14 protein-coding genes are annotated in these 16,873 nt (G+C 71.4%); 7 read left to right on the top strand and 7 right to left on the bottom strand.

Annotated elements, in window-relative coordinates:
• On the top strand, positions 1-1,491 hold a 1,491-nt coding region (hutU, locus tag IG84_RS0131835; RefSeq protein WP_031064901.1), incomplete at its 5' end, for a urocanate hydratase.
• A 69-nt stretch (positions 1,492-1,560) separates the two neighbouring features.
• On the opposite strand, the gene IG84_RS0131830 is transcribed toward hutU, so the two are convergent.
• Positions 1,561-2,994: an amino acid permease gene (locus IG84_RS0131830; protein ID WP_078649630.1), complete on the bottom strand. Its 1,434-nt coding sequence runs from the start codon at positions 2,992-2,994 to the stop codon at positions 1,561-1,563.
• Positions 2,995-3,158: 164 nt separating this feature from the next.
• Between IG84_RS0131830 and IG84_RS0131825 the strand changes: the two genes are divergently transcribed.
• Positions 3,159-3,998: an IclR family transcriptional regulator gene (locus tag IG84_RS0131825; RefSeq protein WP_245659675.1), complete on the top strand. Its 840-nt coding sequence runs from the start codon at positions 3,159-3,161 to the stop codon at positions 3,996-3,998.
• 23 nt (positions 3,999-4,021) lie between these two features.
• Here IG84_RS0131825 and hutC read toward each other — a convergent pair whose 3' ends face one another.
• Entirely contained in the window at positions 4,022-4,786 is a 765-nt protein-coding gene (gene hutC, locus IG84_RS0131820) for a histidine utilization transcriptional repressor HutC (RefSeq protein WP_281179397.1), read from the bottom strand.
• Positions 4,787-4,939: 153 nt separating this feature from the next.
• Between hutC and hutG the strand changes: the two genes are divergently transcribed.
• On the top strand, positions 4,940-6,004 hold the full coding sequence (gene hutG / locus IG84_RS0131815) for a formimidoylglutamase (RefSeq protein WP_245659673.1): 1,065 nt from the start codon (positions 4,940-4,942) through the stop codon (positions 6,002-6,004).
• 52 nt (positions 6,005-6,056) lie between these two features.
• Here the strand turns inward: hutG and hemC are convergent, their stop codons facing one another.
• Positions 6,057-6,995: a hydroxymethylbilane synthase gene (hemC, locus tag IG84_RS0131810; RefSeq protein ID WP_031064888.1), complete on the bottom strand. Its 939-nt coding sequence runs from the start codon at positions 6,993-6,995 to the stop codon at positions 6,057-6,059.
• Positions 6,996-7,186: 191 nt separating this feature from the next.
• On the opposite strand from hemC, the gene IG84_RS42710 reads away from it, so the two are divergent.
• Positions 7,187-7,909, top strand: a complete 723-nt coding sequence (locus IG84_RS42710) for a transglycosylase SLT domain-containing protein (RefSeq protein ID WP_169749913.1) — start codon at positions 7,187-7,189, stop codon at positions 7,907-7,909.
• On the opposite strand, the gene IG84_RS0131800 is transcribed toward IG84_RS42710, so the two are convergent.
• The 4 genes from IG84_RS0131800 to IG84_RS0131785 all read right to left on the bottom strand — a co-directional run bounded on the left by IG84_RS0131800 (position 7,906) and on the right by IG84_RS0131785 (position 12,101).
• On the bottom strand, positions 7,906-8,433 hold the full coding sequence (locus IG84_RS0131800; protein ID WP_051862682.1) for a MarR family winged helix-turn-helix transcriptional regulator: 528 nt from the start codon (positions 8,431-8,433) through the stop codon (positions 7,906-7,908). The two genes, IG84_RS42710 and IG84_RS0131800, sit on opposite strands and share 4 nt — an antisense overlap.
• Positions 8,434-8,451: 18 nt before the next feature.
• Positions 8,452-10,293 (bottom strand): asparagine synthase (glutamine-hydrolyzing), encoded by a 1,842-nt coding sequence (asnB, locus tag IG84_RS0131795; protein WP_031064881.1) that lies wholly within the window; start codon positions 10,291-10,293, stop codon positions 8,452-8,454.
• Between the two features lie 324 nt (positions 10,294-10,617).
• Positions 10,618-11,784: an NAD(P)/FAD-dependent oxidoreductase gene (locus tag IG84_RS0131790; protein ID WP_031064878.1), complete on the bottom strand. Its 1,167-nt coding sequence runs from the start codon at positions 11,782-11,784 to the stop codon at positions 10,618-10,620.
• Complete coding sequence (locus tag IG84_RS0131785; RefSeq protein ID WP_031064864.1) at positions 11,781-12,101, bottom strand: bifunctional 3-phenylpropionate/cinnamic acid dioxygenase ferredoxin subunit; 321 nt, start codon at positions 12,099-12,101, stop codon at positions 11,781-11,783. Before IG84_RS0131785 ends, IG84_RS0131790 begins: the two co-directional genes overlap by 4 nt.
• 223 nt (positions 12,102-12,324) lie before the next feature.
• Between IG84_RS0131785 and IG84_RS0131780 the strand changes: the two genes are divergently transcribed.
• The 3 genes from IG84_RS0131780 to IG84_RS0131770 all read left to right on the top strand — a co-directional run bounded on the left by IG84_RS0131780 (position 12,325) and on the right by IG84_RS0131770 (position 16,856).
• Entirely contained in the window at positions 12,325-13,068 is a 744-nt protein-coding gene (locus IG84_RS0131780) for an IclR family transcriptional regulator domain-containing protein (RefSeq protein ID WP_031064861.1), read from the top strand.
• 201 nt (positions 13,069-13,269) lie between these two features.
• A complete protein-coding gene (locus IG84_RS0131775; RefSeq protein ID WP_031064858.1) occupies positions 13,270-14,355 on the top strand; it encodes an S-(hydroxymethyl)mycothiol dehydrogenase in 1,086 nt (361 codons plus the stop codon).
• Between the two features lie 44 nt (positions 14,356-14,399).
• Entirely contained in the window at positions 14,400-16,856 is a 2,457-nt protein-coding gene (locus tag IG84_RS0131770; protein WP_031064854.1) for a GcvT family protein, read from the top strand.
• Positions 16,857-16,873 lie beyond the last annotated feature (17 nt).

The following is a 16,873-nucleotide window of genomic DNA, read 5'->3' as shown; positions in this document are numbered from 1 at the left end:
TCCTTCGACGCGATGCAGCGCACCCTGCGGACGCTGAAGCAGGACGAGACGATGCTGGTGCAGTCCGGCCGTCCGGTGGGCGTCATGCAGACGCACGAGTGGGCCCCGCGTGTCCTGATCGCCAACTCCAATCTGGTGGGGGACTGGGCGAACTGGGAGGAGTTCCGGCGCCTGGAGCAGCTGGGTCTGACCATGTACGGGCAGATGACGGCCGGTTCGTGGATCTACATCGGCACCCAAGGCATCCTGCAGGGCACGTACGAGACCTTCGCCGCGGTGGCGGCGAAGAAGTTCCACGGCACCCTCGCCGGGACGATCACGCTGACCGCCGGGCTCGGCGGCATGGGTGGCGCCCAGCCCCTCGCCGTCACCATGAATGACGGTGTGGCGATCTGTATCGACTGCGACCCGCGGGCGATCGAGCGGCGCATCGAGCACCGGTACCTGGATGTGAAGGCCGACAACCTGGCGCACGCGCTGCAGCTGGCCACCGAGGCCCGCGACGCCCGTCGCCCGCTGTCGATCGGGCTGCTGGGCAATGCGGCGGAGCTGCTGCCGCAGATGCTGGCCGAGGGCGCGCCGATCGACATCGTCACCGACCAGACCTCCGCGCACGACCCGCTGTCCTACCTGCCCGTCGGCGTGGACTTCGAGGACATGGCTTCGTACGCGGCGAAGGATCCGGCCGGGTTCACCACCCGCGCCCGGGAGTCTATGGCCCGCCATGTGGAGGCGATGGTCGGCTTCATGGATGCCGGGGCGGAGGTCTTCGACTACGGCAACTCCATCCGCGGTGAGGCCCAGCTGGCGGGGTATGAGCGGGCGTTCGCGTTCCCCGGCTTCGTCCCGGCCTACATCCGGCCGCTGTTCTGTGAGGGCAAGGGCCCCTTCCGCTGGGCGGCGCTGTCGGGTGAGGCGTCGGACATCCACAAGACCGACAAGGCGATCCTGGACCTGTTCCCGGAGAACGAGTCGCTGCACCGGTGGATCAAGATGGCCGGTGAGCGGGTCCACTTCCAGGGTCTGCCGGCGCGGATCTGCTGGCTGGGTTACGGCGAGCGGGACAAGGCCGGTGAGCGTTTCAACGACATGGTGGCGTCCGGCGAGCTCCAGGCCCCCCTGGCCATCGGCCGGGACCACCTGGACTGCGGCTCGGTGGCCTCCCCGTACCGGGAGACCGAGGCCATGCTCGACGGTTCGGACGCGATCGCCGACTGGCCGCTGCTGAACGCCATGGTCAACGTCGCCTCCGGCGCGTCCTGGGTCTCCCTGCACCACGGCGGCGGCGTGGGCATGGGCCGCTCCATCCACGCCGGCCAGGTCTCCGTCGCCGACGGCACCAAGCTGGCCGGGGAGAAGATCCGCCGCGTGCTGACGAACGACCCGGGCATGGGCGTCATCCGGCACGTCGACGCCGGATACGACATCGCCGAGTCCGTCGCTGCCGAGCGCGGCGTCCGCGTTCCCATGCGGGAGGGCGAGGGCGCGTAATACGCGCTCATGAAGCCGAGCGGGGCCGCCGCCAATGACGTCGGCGGCCCCGCTCGTTCCCGTACCCGGTCAGGCCCTGGAGCGCGGACGGACCCAGAGGAAATGGACCACCGACAGCAGAACCAGCCAGACGGCTCCGACGATCAGGGCGATCCGGGTGCTCTCGGAAAAGGCGAGCAGCACCATCACGGCCGCCATGAACACCATGGCGATGATTTGCCCGTACGGCCAGAACGGGACGCGGAAGGTGAGTGCGGCCACTTCCTCGCGCGACATCTTCCGGCGGGACGCGTACTGCGTCGCGAGAATCATCAGCCAGACCCAGACGGTGGCGAAGGTCGCGATCGAGGAAATGATGAGGAAAATGCGGTCGGGCATCAGGTAGTTCAGCACGACCCCGAGCAGCAGCGAACCGATCATGATGCCGACGGTCATGGCCGGCACGCCGCTCCGCGTGAGCCGCCGCATGACCGCCGGGGCCTGGCCGCGCTCGGCCATGCCGTACATGATGCGGCCGGCGGCGAAGATGTCGCTGTTGATCGCGGAGAGCGCGGCGACGATCACGACGACGTTCAGGATGGCCGCCGCGGACTTGATGCCGAGGCCGGCGAAGATCTGCACGAACGGGCTGGCGTCCGAGCCGATTTCCTGCCACGGGTTCAGCGACATGATGACGGCGAGGGTCAGCACGTAGAAGAGGACGATGCGCAGCGGAATGGAATTCACCGCGCCCGGGATCGTCTTCCCCGGGTCCTCCGCCTCGCCCGCCGTGACACCGATGATTTCCGTGCCGCCGAAGGCGAACATCACCACCGCGAACGACAGGATGAATCCCTGGGCGCCGTGTGCGAAGAAACCGCCGTGGCTCCAGAGGTTGGACACACCGATATGCATGCCGTCGCCACCGCTGCCGACGCCCAGTACGAGAATGGCGAGACCGGCCAGGATCATCGCGCCGATGGCCACGATCTTCACCAGCGAGAGCCAGAATTCCAGCTCGCCGAAGACCTTGACGTTGAAGAGATTCAGGACACCGATGATGGCGATGGCGGCCAGCAGCCAGATCCAGCGCGGTACGTCGGGGAACCAGAACCCCATATAGACGCCGAGTGCCGTGATGTCCGCGATGCAGACGATGACCATCTCGAAGGCATAGGTCCAGCCGGTCGTCAGGCCCGCCAGCGGGCCGAGATACCGGGTGGCGTACTCGCCGAAGGAGCCGGCGCAGGGGTTGTTGACCGCCATCTCGCCGAGCGAGCGCAGTACGAGGAAGACGGCGGCGCCGCCGATCAGGTAGGCCAGCAGCACCGCGGGGCCGCCGGCCTGGATGGCCTCGGAGGAACCGTAGAACAGGCCCGTGCCGATGGCCGAGCCGAGGGCGATGAAGCGGATGTGCCGGGCCCTCAGCCCGCGGTGCAAGGTCGCGGTGCCGGTGGCCGCCGCGTCGCCGGCCGCCTCATCGGTCGCCGTCTTGTCGGTGTTTTGAGAAGTGTCGGTAGTCAAAAGATGCCCCCTCCTTCGGGAACAGCACGTCCGTCCCTGACGTGTGACATGGGTGCTCGCCTGGCCGGGGCGGCGCGTGTCGCCGCTCGCACGAGCGCAGAAGCAGCCGTCTGTATATGCCTGTATAGACAGGACGGTCAAGGGGTGTTCCGGGAGATGGGCAGATGACGGAGCGGCGGGAATCCGGAATGCCCGGTACGGCGGCGGCCGCGTCCAGCACCTCGCCGGCCGTCGGGCGGGCGCTGGACATCCTCACCCACCTCGCGGGGCGCTCGGGCCCGGTGCGGGCCGCGACGCTCGCCCGCGACCTCGGCATCCCGCGCTCGTCGGCGTACCACATCCTCACCGTGCTGGCCGGGCGCGGCTTCGTCACCTACCTCCCGGACGAGCAGGCGTACGGGCTGGGCGTCGCCGCCTTCGAGATCGGCTCCGCCTACCTGCGGCACGAACCGCTCGAACGGCTCGCGCGCCCGATCCTGCGCACCCTCGCGGGCCGCCTCGCGCAGCCGGTGCACCTGGGCGTGCTGCACGGCGCTGAGACCGTGTACCTGCTCAAGGAGCAGCCCGCCGCGGTGCGTTCGGGCGCCGCCGCGGTGCCGCTGGTCACCGAGGTCGGCGTCCGGCTCCCGGCGCACCTCACGGCCAGCGGCCGGGCGCTGCTCGCACACGTCGGCGAGGCGCAGCTCAAGGCGCTCTTCCCACGCCCCGGCGACCTCATCACCCGTACCGGCAAGGGCCCACGGTCGCTGGGCGAGCTGCGGGACCTGCTGGCCAGGGACCGGGCGCGCGGCTGGTCGGAGGAGACCGAGCTGGTCTCGGCGGGCTTCCGGTCGGTCGGGGTGGCGGCGTTCGACCACCACGGGCGGCCGGTCGCGGCCCTGAGCAGCACCTGGTACCGCCACCACCGGCCGCGCGACGAGGCGTACGTACGCGATCTGCTGCGCAAGGGCGCGGCCCGCCTCACGCACGCGGTCTCGGGCCGCGCGCCCACGGGACAGCCGTAGTCACAACGCCCCCGCGGGGCCGGTCAGCGGTTGTCGAACGTGCCCTGCAGCCGGTACCGCGACCCCGGGTGCAGCAGCCGCGCGATGCTGACCAGCGCCTCGCCCGACCAGGTGCGCCGGTGGATGAGCAGGCACGGTTCCGACTCGGGGACGCCGAGGACGGCGCACTCCTCCGCCGACGGCAGCACCGCCTCCACCACGTGCTCGCCCTTGCCCAGCGGCGCCACTTCGGACAGGAACGTGAACGGGGTCCGCCGGGTGAAGTCCTGCTCCAGGTAGCCGGGCGCGAAGTCCGGGTGGACATACCGGTCCTCCAACTGGATCGCCACGTCGTCCTCGAAGTGCACCACCCGCGACCGGAAGACCCGGCGCCCGGCGCCCGGGCCGAACTGCGCGCCGACCTCCGGGTCGGCGGTCTCCGCCCGTACGTACAGCACCTCCGCGCGGTACCGGTGTCCGCGGCGGCGCACCTCGTCGGCGATGTTGTGCACCTCGACCAGCGCCGAACTGCCCTTGTGCAGGGCCACGAAGCTGCCCACGCCCATCACCCGGCGGATCAGGCCCTGGCCCGCCAGCTCCCGCAGCGCGCGGTTCACCGTCATCCGGGACAGCCCCAGCGACTCGACGAACTGGCTCTCCGACGGGAGCGGATCGCCCTCCCGCCAACGGCCGCTCATGATCTGCTCGGTGACGAGGTCCTTCACGCGCTGGTACGCGGGAGCGCCCCCCGGCGCCTGCGCCCTGTACCGCCGCGCGAGGTCAGCAGCCTCCCCGGCCAAGCCGTTCACCGTCCCTCGCACTCGTGGTCACACGCTCCTCGCGGGTGACGCGGGCACCGGAATCCTAGTGGGTCTCGGATCCGAGGAACCGGGGCGTCCGCGCTGGCCCCCGGGCCGGTCCCCGGGTGTGATGGCAGCGGATCACCGAGGAGCTGAGGAACCGTGACGAGCACCGTGCAGCAGGCCGCGCAGACCACCGACCTGGAGCGGAAGCAGGACCAGGAAGTGGCCGTGCCCGCCCTGACCGTGGACTCGCCCGCCGAGCCCTGGACCGGCGGCGACGACGGCCCCGGCATCGAGCACCTGCGCTGGCACCACGCGGTGACGCACTGCTCGGAGTACTCGACGTACTCGGCCGCCGGCCCGGGCCGGGACTGGGACGCCGCCTTCGTCGGCTTCCGGAGCGATGAGGGCGTGCGCCGGAACAAGGGGCGGCCGGGTGCGGCCGACGGCCCCGGAGAGCTGCGCCGCGCACTCGCCCCGATGGCACTGCAGACGCCGCTGCGCGCACTGGACGCCGGGGACATCGAGGTCGGCAACGGCGACCTGGCGGCCGGCCAGCGGCGCCTGGGCCGCGCCGTCACCGCGCTCCTGGACCGGGGCCGCCCGGTGACCGTGCTGGGCGGCGGACACGAGGTGGCGTACGGCAGTTACCTGGGCCTCGCCGGCAGCCGCGCGCTGCGCGCCGGCGCCCGGCTCGGCGTCCTCAACCTCGACGCGCACTTCGACCTGCGCGACGACGTCCGGCCCAGCTCCGGCACGCCCTTCCTGCAGATGGCCGGGGACGAGGCGGCCCGCGGGGAGGAACTGAACTACTGGGTGCTCGGGGTGAGCGCGCCGAGCAACACCGAGCGGCTGTACCGCACCGCCGACCGGCTCGGCGTCCGCTATCTCCCCGACACCGACTGCGGCCTGCTGAACGTGCACCGCGTCGACGCCTTCGTGGACGACTTCCTCGCGAGCTGCGACCTCGTGCACCTCAGCATCGACCTGGACGTATTGCCCGCCGCCGTGGCGCCGGGCGTCAGCGCGCCGGCCGCTTACGGGGTGCCGCTGGAGGTGGTGGAACACGTCTGCGCCAAGGTGGCGGCGAGCGGACAGCTCGCCGTCTGCGACGTCGCGGAACTCAACCCTGACCTGGACCTGGACCACCGCACGGCCCGCACCGGCGCCCGCCTGGTCCACCGCATCCTGACGAGCGCGCAGGGCACGCACCGCCGGCCGTGACCGGGGCGGTGTGTGTCGGTGTGTGTCACGGCCCCGGTCACGGCGGTGTGCCTCAGTGCGGGATGCCGTCGATCAGTTCGCGGGCGCCCTGGCGGAGCAGGGCCACCGCGACGGAGGTGCCGAGGGTGGCGGGGTCGAGCCGGCCCGCCCACTCGTGGGCGTTGAGGATCGTCTTGCCGTCGGGGGTGAAGACGCAGGCCCGCAGCGACAGGTCGCCGCCCCCGCGCCCGGACCTGGCGTACCCGGCGATGGGGGAGTTGCAGTGCCCCTGGAGCACGTGCAGGAACATCCGCTCGGCCTGCGTCTCCCGGTGCGTGTCCGGGTCGCCGAGCCCGGAGACCGCGTCGATGGTCTCGGTGTCGTCCTCGCGGCACTGCAGGGCGAGTACGCCGGCGCCGATCGGCGGGCACATCGTGTCGACGGACAGCACCTCGGTGATCACGTCGGGGCGGCCGATGCGGTGCAGCCCGGACACCGCCAGGAGCAGCGCGTCGGCCTCCCCGGCGTGCAGCTTCTCCATCCGCCGGTTGGCGTTGCCGCGCATCGGCACCGTCTCCAGGTGCGGGTGCGAGGCGGCGAGCTGGGCGCGGCGGCGTACGGAGGAGGTGCCGATGCGGGTGCCGGGGGGCAGCTCATCGAGGGTGAGGCCGCCGGGGTGGATCAGGGCGTCCCGGACGTCGTCGCGCTTGAGGAACGCGGCGAATGTGGTGCCGGCGGGCAGCGGCCGGTCGGCGGGGATGTCCTTGACGCAGTGCACGGCGAGGTCCGCTTCCCCGGACAGCAGCGCCGCGTCCACCTCCTTGGTGAACGCGCCCTTGCCTTCGACCGCGGAGAGGTCACCCATCCAGCGGTCACCGGTGGTGGTCACCGGGACGACCTCGGTGGCGATGCCCGGGTGCAGCGCGGCGAGTTCGGTACGGACGCGCTCCACCTGGGCCAGGGCCATGGGGGAGGAGCGGGAGACGATACGGATCAGCTCAGGGGCGGACATGGAGCCACGATAGCCCCGCCCGGCTCCTGTCACCGCCCGGGCCCCGACTCGTCACGCAAAACTTCGAAGATATCGTCATCCCGCTCGGACCGCCGGTCTCGGCCGGGTGCTCGGCGGGTCATGATTCCGGCTGATAGGACGCCTCCAAGTGAGCCGGCGGCTCGACGGGAAGGCGATGATTTCCCATGCACGTGGCCAGGACTGCAGCCACCGCCCTTTCCTCTGTCCTCGTCCTGATAATTCCTGCCGCGATCGTGATCAGCGGAGTGGCGGATATGCGTCCCGGTGAGGCCGGGACGCACACGGAAGAAGCCGCGCTGTACGGCGGGGATTCCCGGCCGGCAGCGGCGCGGGCGGGCCATCGGGCGCCTGCCGCGGCCGCCCGGAGGGTCCGGGTCTCGTCGGCCGGGCTGGAGGGGCAGGCCGCCACGTTCGTCGCGGCGGGGCTGACGGAGCAGCGCTTCGAGGCCGCGGCCCGGGCCTCCCGGGCCAGCTCGGAGGCGCGGAGCGCGGCACTGGAAGAGCGACGGCGCGCGGCGGCCAGGAAGCGCGCCGAGGCCAGGGAGCGGGTCGAGGCGGCAGGGCCGGCCGGGTGGATCCGCGCGTGTCTGCGGGTCACGGGATCACCCGAATACTGGTACGCGGGGCTGTGGACAATCGCCCGCAGGGAATCCGGATTCGACCCGAACGCTTTCAATGGATGGGACGCCAACGCGGTGGCGGGCGAGCCGTCCCAGGGGCTTTTCCAGACGACCATGGGAACGTTCCGGGCGCACCATCAGCCCGGTACGGCATGGGACATCAATGACCCGGTGGCGAATTGTGCGGCGGCCGTGAATTACATCAAGGCGCAGTACGGCGACATCTCCGCCGTGCAGCAGGCCGATTCGGGCAGCCCGCCGAAGGGATATTAGGCGGATGCCCCGGACACGCCCTGCGCGGGCCTCTCGGGCACGCCCTGGTCCGGCTCCGCCAGCCGCCGCAGCAGGGCGCCCGCCTCCAGTACCCGGCGGACGTCCTCCTGGGGCAGCGTGCCGAGGCGCCCGGCGAGCGCCTCGGCCTCACTCCGTGCCACGTCGTTCAGCGTGCGGACGCCGTCCTCGGTGATGACGACGCGTGCCGCGCGCCCGTCGGTGGGGTCCGGCTCCCTGCGGACCAGCCCCGCCGACTCCAGGCTCGCCACCGCGGCCGTGGCCGTCGGCTGCGAGCAGGGGATGCGGTCGGCCAGTACGCCGATGCGGGACGGGCCGAGCTGGGTGAGCAGGGCGAGGACGATGAGCTGGGTGGGCGGGACGCGGCGGCCGGGGACGGCCCTGCCCAGGCTGCGCAGCAGCCGGTGCAGGGTCACGACCAGTTCCAGCGCGGCCTCTTCACCGACCGTGCTCAGCGCCGTCTCGTCGCCGACCGCCACGCCACCGTCCACCCGTCTGTCGTCCATCGACCTGCCTCGATCAGGTCAAGAGAGTGTAATGGCCGGCGAGTACATGTCCATCCAGAGGGCCAGGTCCAGGGTGCGCTCGAGGCCGCGCCGGGACGCCTGGGTGATCTGCGGGACGTCGACCTTGACGGCGCGCTGCAGCCAGTCGCGGCTGACCAGGTCGAACACCGGGTGCGAGGGCTTGGCGAGCAGGTCCTTGAGGTGGCCCTGCAGGGCGATGGCGTACTTCGGGTCCTGCGTGGAGGGGTACGGGCTCTTCACCCGGTCGTACACCGACTTGGGCAGTACGTCGGCGGTGGCCTCGCGCAGCAGGCTCTTCTCCCGGCCGTCGAACGACTTCAGGCTCCACGGGGTGTTGTAGACGTACTCCACGAGCCGGTGGTCGCAGAACGGCACCCGCACCTCCAGGCCGACGGCCATGCTCGCCCGGTCCTTGCGGTCCAGCAGGACGCGGACGAACCGGGTCAGGTGCAGGTAGCAGATCTCGCGCATGCGGTACTCGAAGTCGCTCTCGCCGTCGAGCCGCCGCACGTCCGCGATGGCCGCCCGGTAGCTGTCCTGGATGTAACTGCCCAGGTCCATCGCCTTGGTGACGCCCTCGGTGAGGATGTTGCCGTCGTCGCCGAAGTGCTCGGCGAACTGCACCAGCCAGGGGAAGGTGTCCGCCTCGCGCGCCTTGGGGTCGAAGAACTGCTTGTACCCGCCGAAGACCTCGTCCGCCGACTCGCCGGACAGCGCCACCGTCGAGTGCTCGCGGATGGCCTTGAACAGCAGGTACAGCGAGGCGTCCATGTCGCCGAAGCCCATCGGCAGGTCCCGGGCGCGGATCATCTTGGAGCGTACTTCGGGGTCGGCGAGCTGGTCGGAGTTCAGGACGATGTCCTGGTGCTCGGTCTTGGAGGCGCGCGCCACGTCGTGCACGAAGGGGGTGTCCGGGGTGTCGCGGAGCGCGTCCGGGGTGAAGTTCTCGGTCTGGCCCACGAAGTCGACGGCGAAGCTGCGGACGGTCTTGTCCTCGGCGGCGAGCTGCTGTGCGGCCAGCGCGGTCATCGCGGAGGAGTCCAGGCCGCCGGAGAGCAGGGTGCAGCGGGGCACGTCGGCGACGAGCTGGCGGCGCACGATGTCGTCCAGCAGCGACCGCACATGGGCGATCGAGGTCTCCCGGTCGTTGGTGTGCTGCTTGGTCTCCAGCGTCCAGTAGACGCGGGTGCGCAGGCCGTTCCTGGTCAGCGTGACGACCGTGCCGGGCTCGACCTCGCGCATGCCCTCGTACACCGCATGGCCCGGCGTCTTGACGAAGGCGAACAGCTCGCGCAGGCCGTCCAGCGTCACGGTGGGGGTGACCTGCGGGTTGGCGAGGATGGCCTTGGGCTCGGAGCCGAAGAGCACGCCGTCGTCGGTGGCGTAGTAGTAGAAGGGCTTGATGCCCATCCGGTCGCGGATCATCACGAGCTTCTGCTCGCGGCTGTCCCAGATGGCGAAGGCGTACATGCCGTTGAGGCGTTCGGCGACGGCCTCGCCCCACTCCAGGTAGCCGTGCAGGACGACCTCGGTGTCGGAGTCGGTGGTGAAGCGGTGGCCGCGCGCGGCCAGTTCCTTGCGCAGTTCGGAGAAGTTGTACGCCTCTCCGGAGTAGACCATCGCGACCGGGCCGTCGGGAGTGTCGACGGTCATCGGCTGGCGGCCGCCCGGCAGGTCGATGATGGCGAGTCGGCGGTGGCCGAGGGCCGCCGGGCCCTGGACCCAGGTCCCGGCGTCGTCCGGACCGCGGCAGGACATGGTCTCGGTCATGGCGTCGACGGTGGCCTGTTCGGACCGCAGGTCACGCTGGTAGGCGACCCATCCGGCGATTCCGCACATGCTGCTCCTCCGAATCCGACCCTGGGCTGGGTGCGTTGGGGGGGAACGGCCGGGCACGGCAAGACGTCACCGGCCGGGCACCCAGGGTCATGTGTATCGGGCACCTATGTAACGAGCATGTGACAGCCGTACGTCGTACGTCAACAGGGCATGGCGGGTGGAATGCGCCTGATCAGGCGGAAGGTATAGGGGAGGCCAAGTGCCGGTATACAGAGGGCTGTTGGGCGGTCATGGGTGTGTCATGTCGCGCACTGTGACCGTAGGGGCGGGGTGCCGTTGGCGCCCCGCCCCTATGTGTCCCGTCCCCCTGGTACGCGAAGGGGATCAGCTCGCCACCGGCTGGGCGGACCGCATCAGCTCGCGGCGCGCCTTCATGAAGGGGCGCGGCCGGTTGAGGGCGAGCACCGCGGTGGTGCGGCCGTCGCGCTCGTACGTGGCGAGGAAGCTGCGGTCCTCGGGGGAGCCGTCGAGGACCCGCACGGTGTCGGTGGGCAGCCGCCGCCCGGCGAACTGGATGCGGACGCCGTACTGGTCGGACCAGAAGTACGGCACGGTGCGGTGCGCCAGCAGGGTCTCGCCCGCGAGGAGGTTGTGGACCGCGGTGGCGGCCTGTTCGGTCGCGCTGGTCCAGTGCTCGGTACGGGAGCCGTCGACCCGGGCCACGTCGCCGACCGCGACGACGTGGGGGAGCGCGGTCACGCACCCGGCGTCGCACACCACCCCGTCGTCCAGGGGCAGCCCGGAGCCGGCCAGCCAGTCGGTGTTCGGGCGGACCCCGATGCCGACGACGACGGTGTCGGCGGGCAGCACCCGCCCGTCGGCCAGCTCGACACCGGTGACGCGGCCGCCGGACTCGCCCCGCAGTGCCGCGACGCCCGTACCGGTGACCAGGGTGACCCCGTGGTCGCCGTGCAGCTTCGCGCAGACTCCGGCCATCTCCTCGCCGAGCTGCGGCAGCAGCGGGAGGGGCGCGGCCTCGACGACCGTGACGTCGTGGCCGAGCGCGGCGCACGAGGAGGCGACCTCGGCGCCGATGAAGCCGCCGCCGATCACCACGACCCGTACCGGCCCGCCGGCCAGGTCGTCGCGGAGCGCCTGGGCGTCGTCGAGGCTGCGCAGGGTGTGCACCCCGGCGAGCTCGGGCCCCGGCAGCCGGCGCGGGGTGGCGCCGGTGGCGATGACCACCCCGTCGGTGGCGAGGGACCGGCCGTTTTCCAGGGTCACCGACCGGCCGCCGGCGTCCAGCGCGGCGGCGCGCGTCCCGAGCAGCCACTCCGCGTCCAGCTCGGCGACCTCCTCGGCGTCCGCCAGGGCGAGGCCGTCCTGCCCGGTCGTACCCCGGAGGAAGTCCTTGGAGAGCGGCGGCCGGTCGTACGGCCGGTGGCACTCGTCCCCGACGATGACCAGCCGCCCGTCGAACCCCTGGGAGCGCAGCGCTCTCGCGGCGTACAGTCCGGCCAGCGAGGCTCCGACGACGGTGACCGTCCTCATGCGGCGTTGCCTTCCTCGGCGGCGTGGTGCACGTAGATCATGCCGTTCTCCACGGTGACGGAGTGGGTGCGGACGGCCCGCCGGGCGGGCAGGCAGGTCGGCATGCCGGTGCGCAGGTCGAAGGACGCGGCGTGCAGCGGGCATTCGACCAGGCAGCCCTCCAGCCAGCCGTCGGCGAGGGAGGCGTCCTGGTGGGTGCAGGTGTCGTCGATGGCATAGATCTCGCCGTCGGCATTGAAGACGGCGATGGGAGGTGCGGTGTCGATACGTACCGACTCGCCTGCGGGCAGGTCGTCGAGGTGGCAGACGGGAATCACGGGGCCCCCCTCTTACTGTTCGGTATAGTTGAGTTCCGCGATGCGCACGGCGAAGCGCTCTGCGCAACAGAATCCAAGCCGGGAGCCCGCGCGTCAAGCGCCTCCCTTCAGATGCCGGCCCGCATCGGGTCGCGCCAGGTGGTGAGATCGGATGACGGACAACGCGAAGGACACGTCGGAGGCCAGGTCAGCGCATAAATCACCCCGCGGAGCGGGGAGTTCCGTGCAGTCGGTGGACCGTGCGGTCACGGTGCTGGAGATCCTCGCCCGGCACGGTGAGGCAGGAGTGACCGAGGTCGCCGACGAGCTCGGAGTGCACAAGTCGACGGCCTTCCGGCTGCTCGGCGTGCTGGAGAACCGCGGGCTGGTCGCCCAGGAGCAGGAGCGCGGCAAGTACTACCTCGGGGCCGGGGTGCTCCGGCTGGCCGGGGCCGCCGCGGTCCGGCTGGACATCTCGCAGGAGGGCGCGCCGATGTGCCGGCTGCTCGCCGACGAGCTGGGCGAGACGGCCAACATCGCGGTGCTGGACAACGGCGCCGCGGTCAACATCATGCAGGCCCGCGGCCCGGCCTCGGTCACCGCGCAGAACTGGCTCGGCCGCCGCACCCCGCTGCACGCGACCTCCAGCGGCAAGGCGCTGCTGGCGTTCCAGCCGGGCCCGGTGCAGGATGCCGCGCTGGCCCGCAAGCTGCCGCGGCTCACCGACCGGACGATCACCTCCGTCGCCGAGCTGCGCGAACAGCTCGCCGGGGTGGTGCGCAACGGCTTCGCGGTGGCGATCGAGGAGCTGGAGCTCGGGCTGCACGCGGTGGCCGCGCCGGTGCGCGCGCACGACGGCCAGGTGATCGGCGCGATCAGCGTCTCGGCGCCCGCGTACCGACTGGAGGCCGAGCGCATCCCGGAGGTCGCCAAGCGCACGGTCGAGGCGGCACAGGAATTGTCCCGGCGGATGGGATACGGGGTGTGACGCCCGCCGAGTAGACGGTTCGACCGTGCGCAGGAGCGATGCGGGGCCGGTGCCCACCGGCCCCGCATCCATGCGTGCCGACGGTGCGCGCGCTTTTACCAACGGTTAACTCCAACCCCTTGACGCCGCCGAGACGGCGTTCCCAGTATGTCTCTCATCGCGCAACGAGTCGTGCAGTGCGCAACACTGAGGGGTAGGGGCATGCCACACGAAGTCCGTGCTGTGGTCGCGACGAAAAAGGGCGCACCGGTCGAGGTGCAGCCGATTCTGGTGCCGGACCCGGGCCCGGGGGAAGCGCTCGTCTCCGTGCAGGCGTGCGGGGTCTGCCACACGGATCTGCACTACCGGGAGGGCGCCGTGGGCGACGACTTCCCGTTCCTGCTCGGGCACGAGGCGGCCGGGGTGGTCGAGGCCGTGGGGGATGGCGTCACCGACCTGCTGCCCGGCGACTACGTGGTGCTCGCCTGGCGCGCGCCCTGCGGCACCTGCCGCTCCTGTCGCCGCGGCCGTCCCTGGTACTGCTTCGACTCGCGCAACGCGGCCCAGCCGATGACGCTGCTCGACGGCACCCCACTGACCCCGGCGCTCGGCATCGGCGCCTTCGCCGAGAAGACACTGGTCGCCGCCGCACAGGCGGTCAAGGTCGACCCGGCGGCCCGCCCCGAGGCCGCGAGCCTGATCGGCTGCGGCGTGATGGCCGGCTACGGCGCGGCCGTGAACACCGGAAACGTGCAGCGCGGCAACACCGTCGCGGTCATCGGCTGCGGCGGCGTCGGCAACGCGGCCATCGCGGGCGCCTGCCTCAACGGCGCACGCAAGGTCATCGCCATCGACGTCGACGACAGAAAGCTCGACCAGGCCGAGAAGTTCGGCGCCACCCACATCATCAACTCCCGCGGTACGGACCCGGTCGAGGCCGTGCGTGCCCTGACGGGCGGGGTCGGCGTGGACATCGCGATCGACGCGGTGGGCCGCCCGGAGACGTACACGCAGGCGTTCTACATGCGCGACCTCGCCGGAACCCTGGTCCAGGTGGGCGTGCCCGAGCCCGGCATGAAGGTCGAGATCCCGCTCAGCGACCTCTTCTCGCGCGGCGGCGCCCTGAAGTCCTCCTGGTACGGGGACTGCCTGCCCAGCCGCGACTTCCCCGACCTGATCGACCAGTACCTGTACGGACTGCTCGACCTCGAAAGCTTCGTCACCGAGCGGATCTCCCTGGACGAGGTCGAGGCCGCCTTCGACACCATGCGCGGCGGCCGCGTCCTGCGCTCCGTGGTCGTCCTCTGAGGGACGCCACTCCCCGTACGTCCTGCCTGACCCGAAGGAGGGGCATGTCCCGCACACCCGCCACCGATGCCCGCGTGGTCGTGATCGGCGCCGGCATCGTCGGCTGCTCGCTCGCCGACGAACTGACCGCGCGCGGCTGGCGCGACGTCACCGTCCTCGAACAGGGCCCGCTCCCGGCCCCCGGCGGCTCCACCTCGCACGCCCCCGGGCTGGTCTTCCAGACCGGCCCGTCCAAGACCATGACCGAGTTCGCCTCGTACACGGTCGAGAAGTTCAACTCCCTCGAAGTGGACGGTCTTTCCTGCTTCAACCCGCTCGGCGGGCTGGAGCTCGCCACCACCCCCGAGCGCTGGGCCGACCTGCACCGCAAGGCCGGACTCGCCGCCTCCTGGGGCGTACGCGGCGAACTGATCACCCCGGCCGAGTGCAAGAAGTACTGGCCGATGCTGGACGAGGACAAGGTCCTCGGCGGGCTCTACACCCCCGACGACGGCCTGGCCCGCGCCCTCCTCGCCTGCCGCGCGCAGATCACCCGCGCCGAGCAGCGCGGCGCCCGCTTCCTGGACCGGCACACCGTCACCGGCATCGAGCAGGAGAACGGCCGGGTCACCGGCGTCGTCACCGACCGCGGCACCTTCCCCGCCGACCACGTCGTCTCCGCGGCCGGCTTCTGGGGCCCGGTGATCGGCAAAATGGCCGGCGTGGACGTGCCGCTGCTGCCGCTCGCCCACCAGTACGCCAAGACCGCGCCGCTGCCCGAGCTCGAAGGCGTCAACGATCCGGTGACCGAAGCCAGCAAGCCGATCCTGCGCTTCCAGGACCGGGACCTGTACTACCGCGAACACACCGACCGCATCGGCATCGGCTCCTACGCGCACCGCCCGATGCCCGTCGACCCCGCCGCCGTGCCCGCCTTCGACGACGCGCCGATCATGCCGTCCTCGCTGCCCTTCACCGAGGAGGACTTCGCGCCGAGCTGGGAGGACAGCGTCGGCCTGCTCCCCGCCCTCGGCGACTCCGAGGTCGAGGAGGGCTTCAACGGCGTCTTCTCCTTCACTCCCGACGGCATGCCCGTCCTCGGTGAATCCCGTGAGGTGCGCGGATTCTGGCTCGCCGAGGCGGTCTGGGTCACCCACTCCGCGGGCGTGGCGCGCGCCGTCGCCCAGTGGATGACCGACGGCCGCCCGGACATCGACATTCACGAGTGCGACCTTTACCGCTTCGAGGAAGCGCAGCGCTCGCCCGCGTACATCGAGGACCGCGGTGCCCAGAACTTCGTCGAGGTCTACGACGTCCTCCACCCCCTCCAGCCCATGGAGCAGCCCCGCCCCCTGCGGGTCAGCCCCTTCTACGCCCGCCAGCAGGAGCTGGGCGCGTTCTTCCTGGAGGGCGGCGGCTGGGAGCGCCCGCACTGGTACGAGGCCAACGCCCCGCTCGCCGAGGGCCTCGAACTGCCCGAGCGGGACGCCTGGTCGGCGCGGTACTGGTCGCCGATCGCCGCGGCCGAGGCGAAGGCGACGCGCGAGAAGGTCGCGCTGTACGACATGACGCCGCTGCGCCGGCTGGAGGTCACCGGGCCCGGCGCGCTCGCCTTCCTCCAGCGCATGTCCACCAACCAGCTCGACAAGAAGCCGGGTTCGGTGACGTACACGCTGCTGCTGGACGAGACGGGCGGCGTCCGCTCCGACCTCACCGTGGCCCGGCTCGCGCCCGACCGCTTCCAGATCGGCGCCAACAGCGGCTCCGACCTGGACTGGCTCCTGCGGCACGCCCCGGAAGGGGTGCAGATCCGGGACATCACCTCCGGCACCTGCTGCATCGGCGTCTGGGGCCCGCTCGCCCGTGACCTGGTCCAGCCGCTCACCCGCGACGACTTCTCGCACAAGGGCTTCGGCTACTTCAAGGCCAAGCAGACCTACCTCGGGCACGTCCCCGTCACGGCGATGCGGCTGAGCTATGTGGGCGAGCTGGGCTGGGAGCTGTACACCACCGCCGACCTGGGCCTGCGCCTGTGGGACACGCTGTGGGAGGCAGGGCAGCAGCACGGCGTGATCGCGGCCGGGCGCTCCGCCTTCAACAGCCTCCGGCTGGAGAAGGGCTACCGCTCCTGGGGCCACGACATGACGACCGAGCACGACCCGTACGAGGCGGGCGTCGGCTTCGCCGTACGCCCCGCCAAGGGCGACTTCCTCGGCCGCGCCGCGCTGGAGGGCCGCAGCGAGGAGACTGCCCGCCGCAAGCTGACCTGCCTCACCCTCGACGACCCGGCAGCCGTGGTCCTCGGCAAGGAGCCGGTGTTTGTGGACGGCGCGCCCGCCGGCTATGTCACCTCCGCCTCCTACGGTTACAGCATCGGCCGCTGCGTCGCCTACGCCTGGCTGCCGGCCGCGGCCGCCGTCCCCGGCACCGCCGTGCACGTGGAGTACTTCGGCCGGAAGGTCGCCGCGACCGTCGCCGAGGAACCGCTGTTCGACCCGAGCATGACCCGCATCCGCAAGTAGCGCTTGGAAGAAGTAGT

This window comes from Streptomyces ochraceiscleroticus, from assembly GCF_000720485.1.
GTDB classification, from domain to species: Bacteria; Actinomycetota; Actinomycetes; order Streptomycetales; family Streptomycetaceae; genus Streptomyces; species Streptomyces ochraceiscleroticus.
This window is presented reverse-complemented; position numbering and strand designations above follow the sequence as displayed.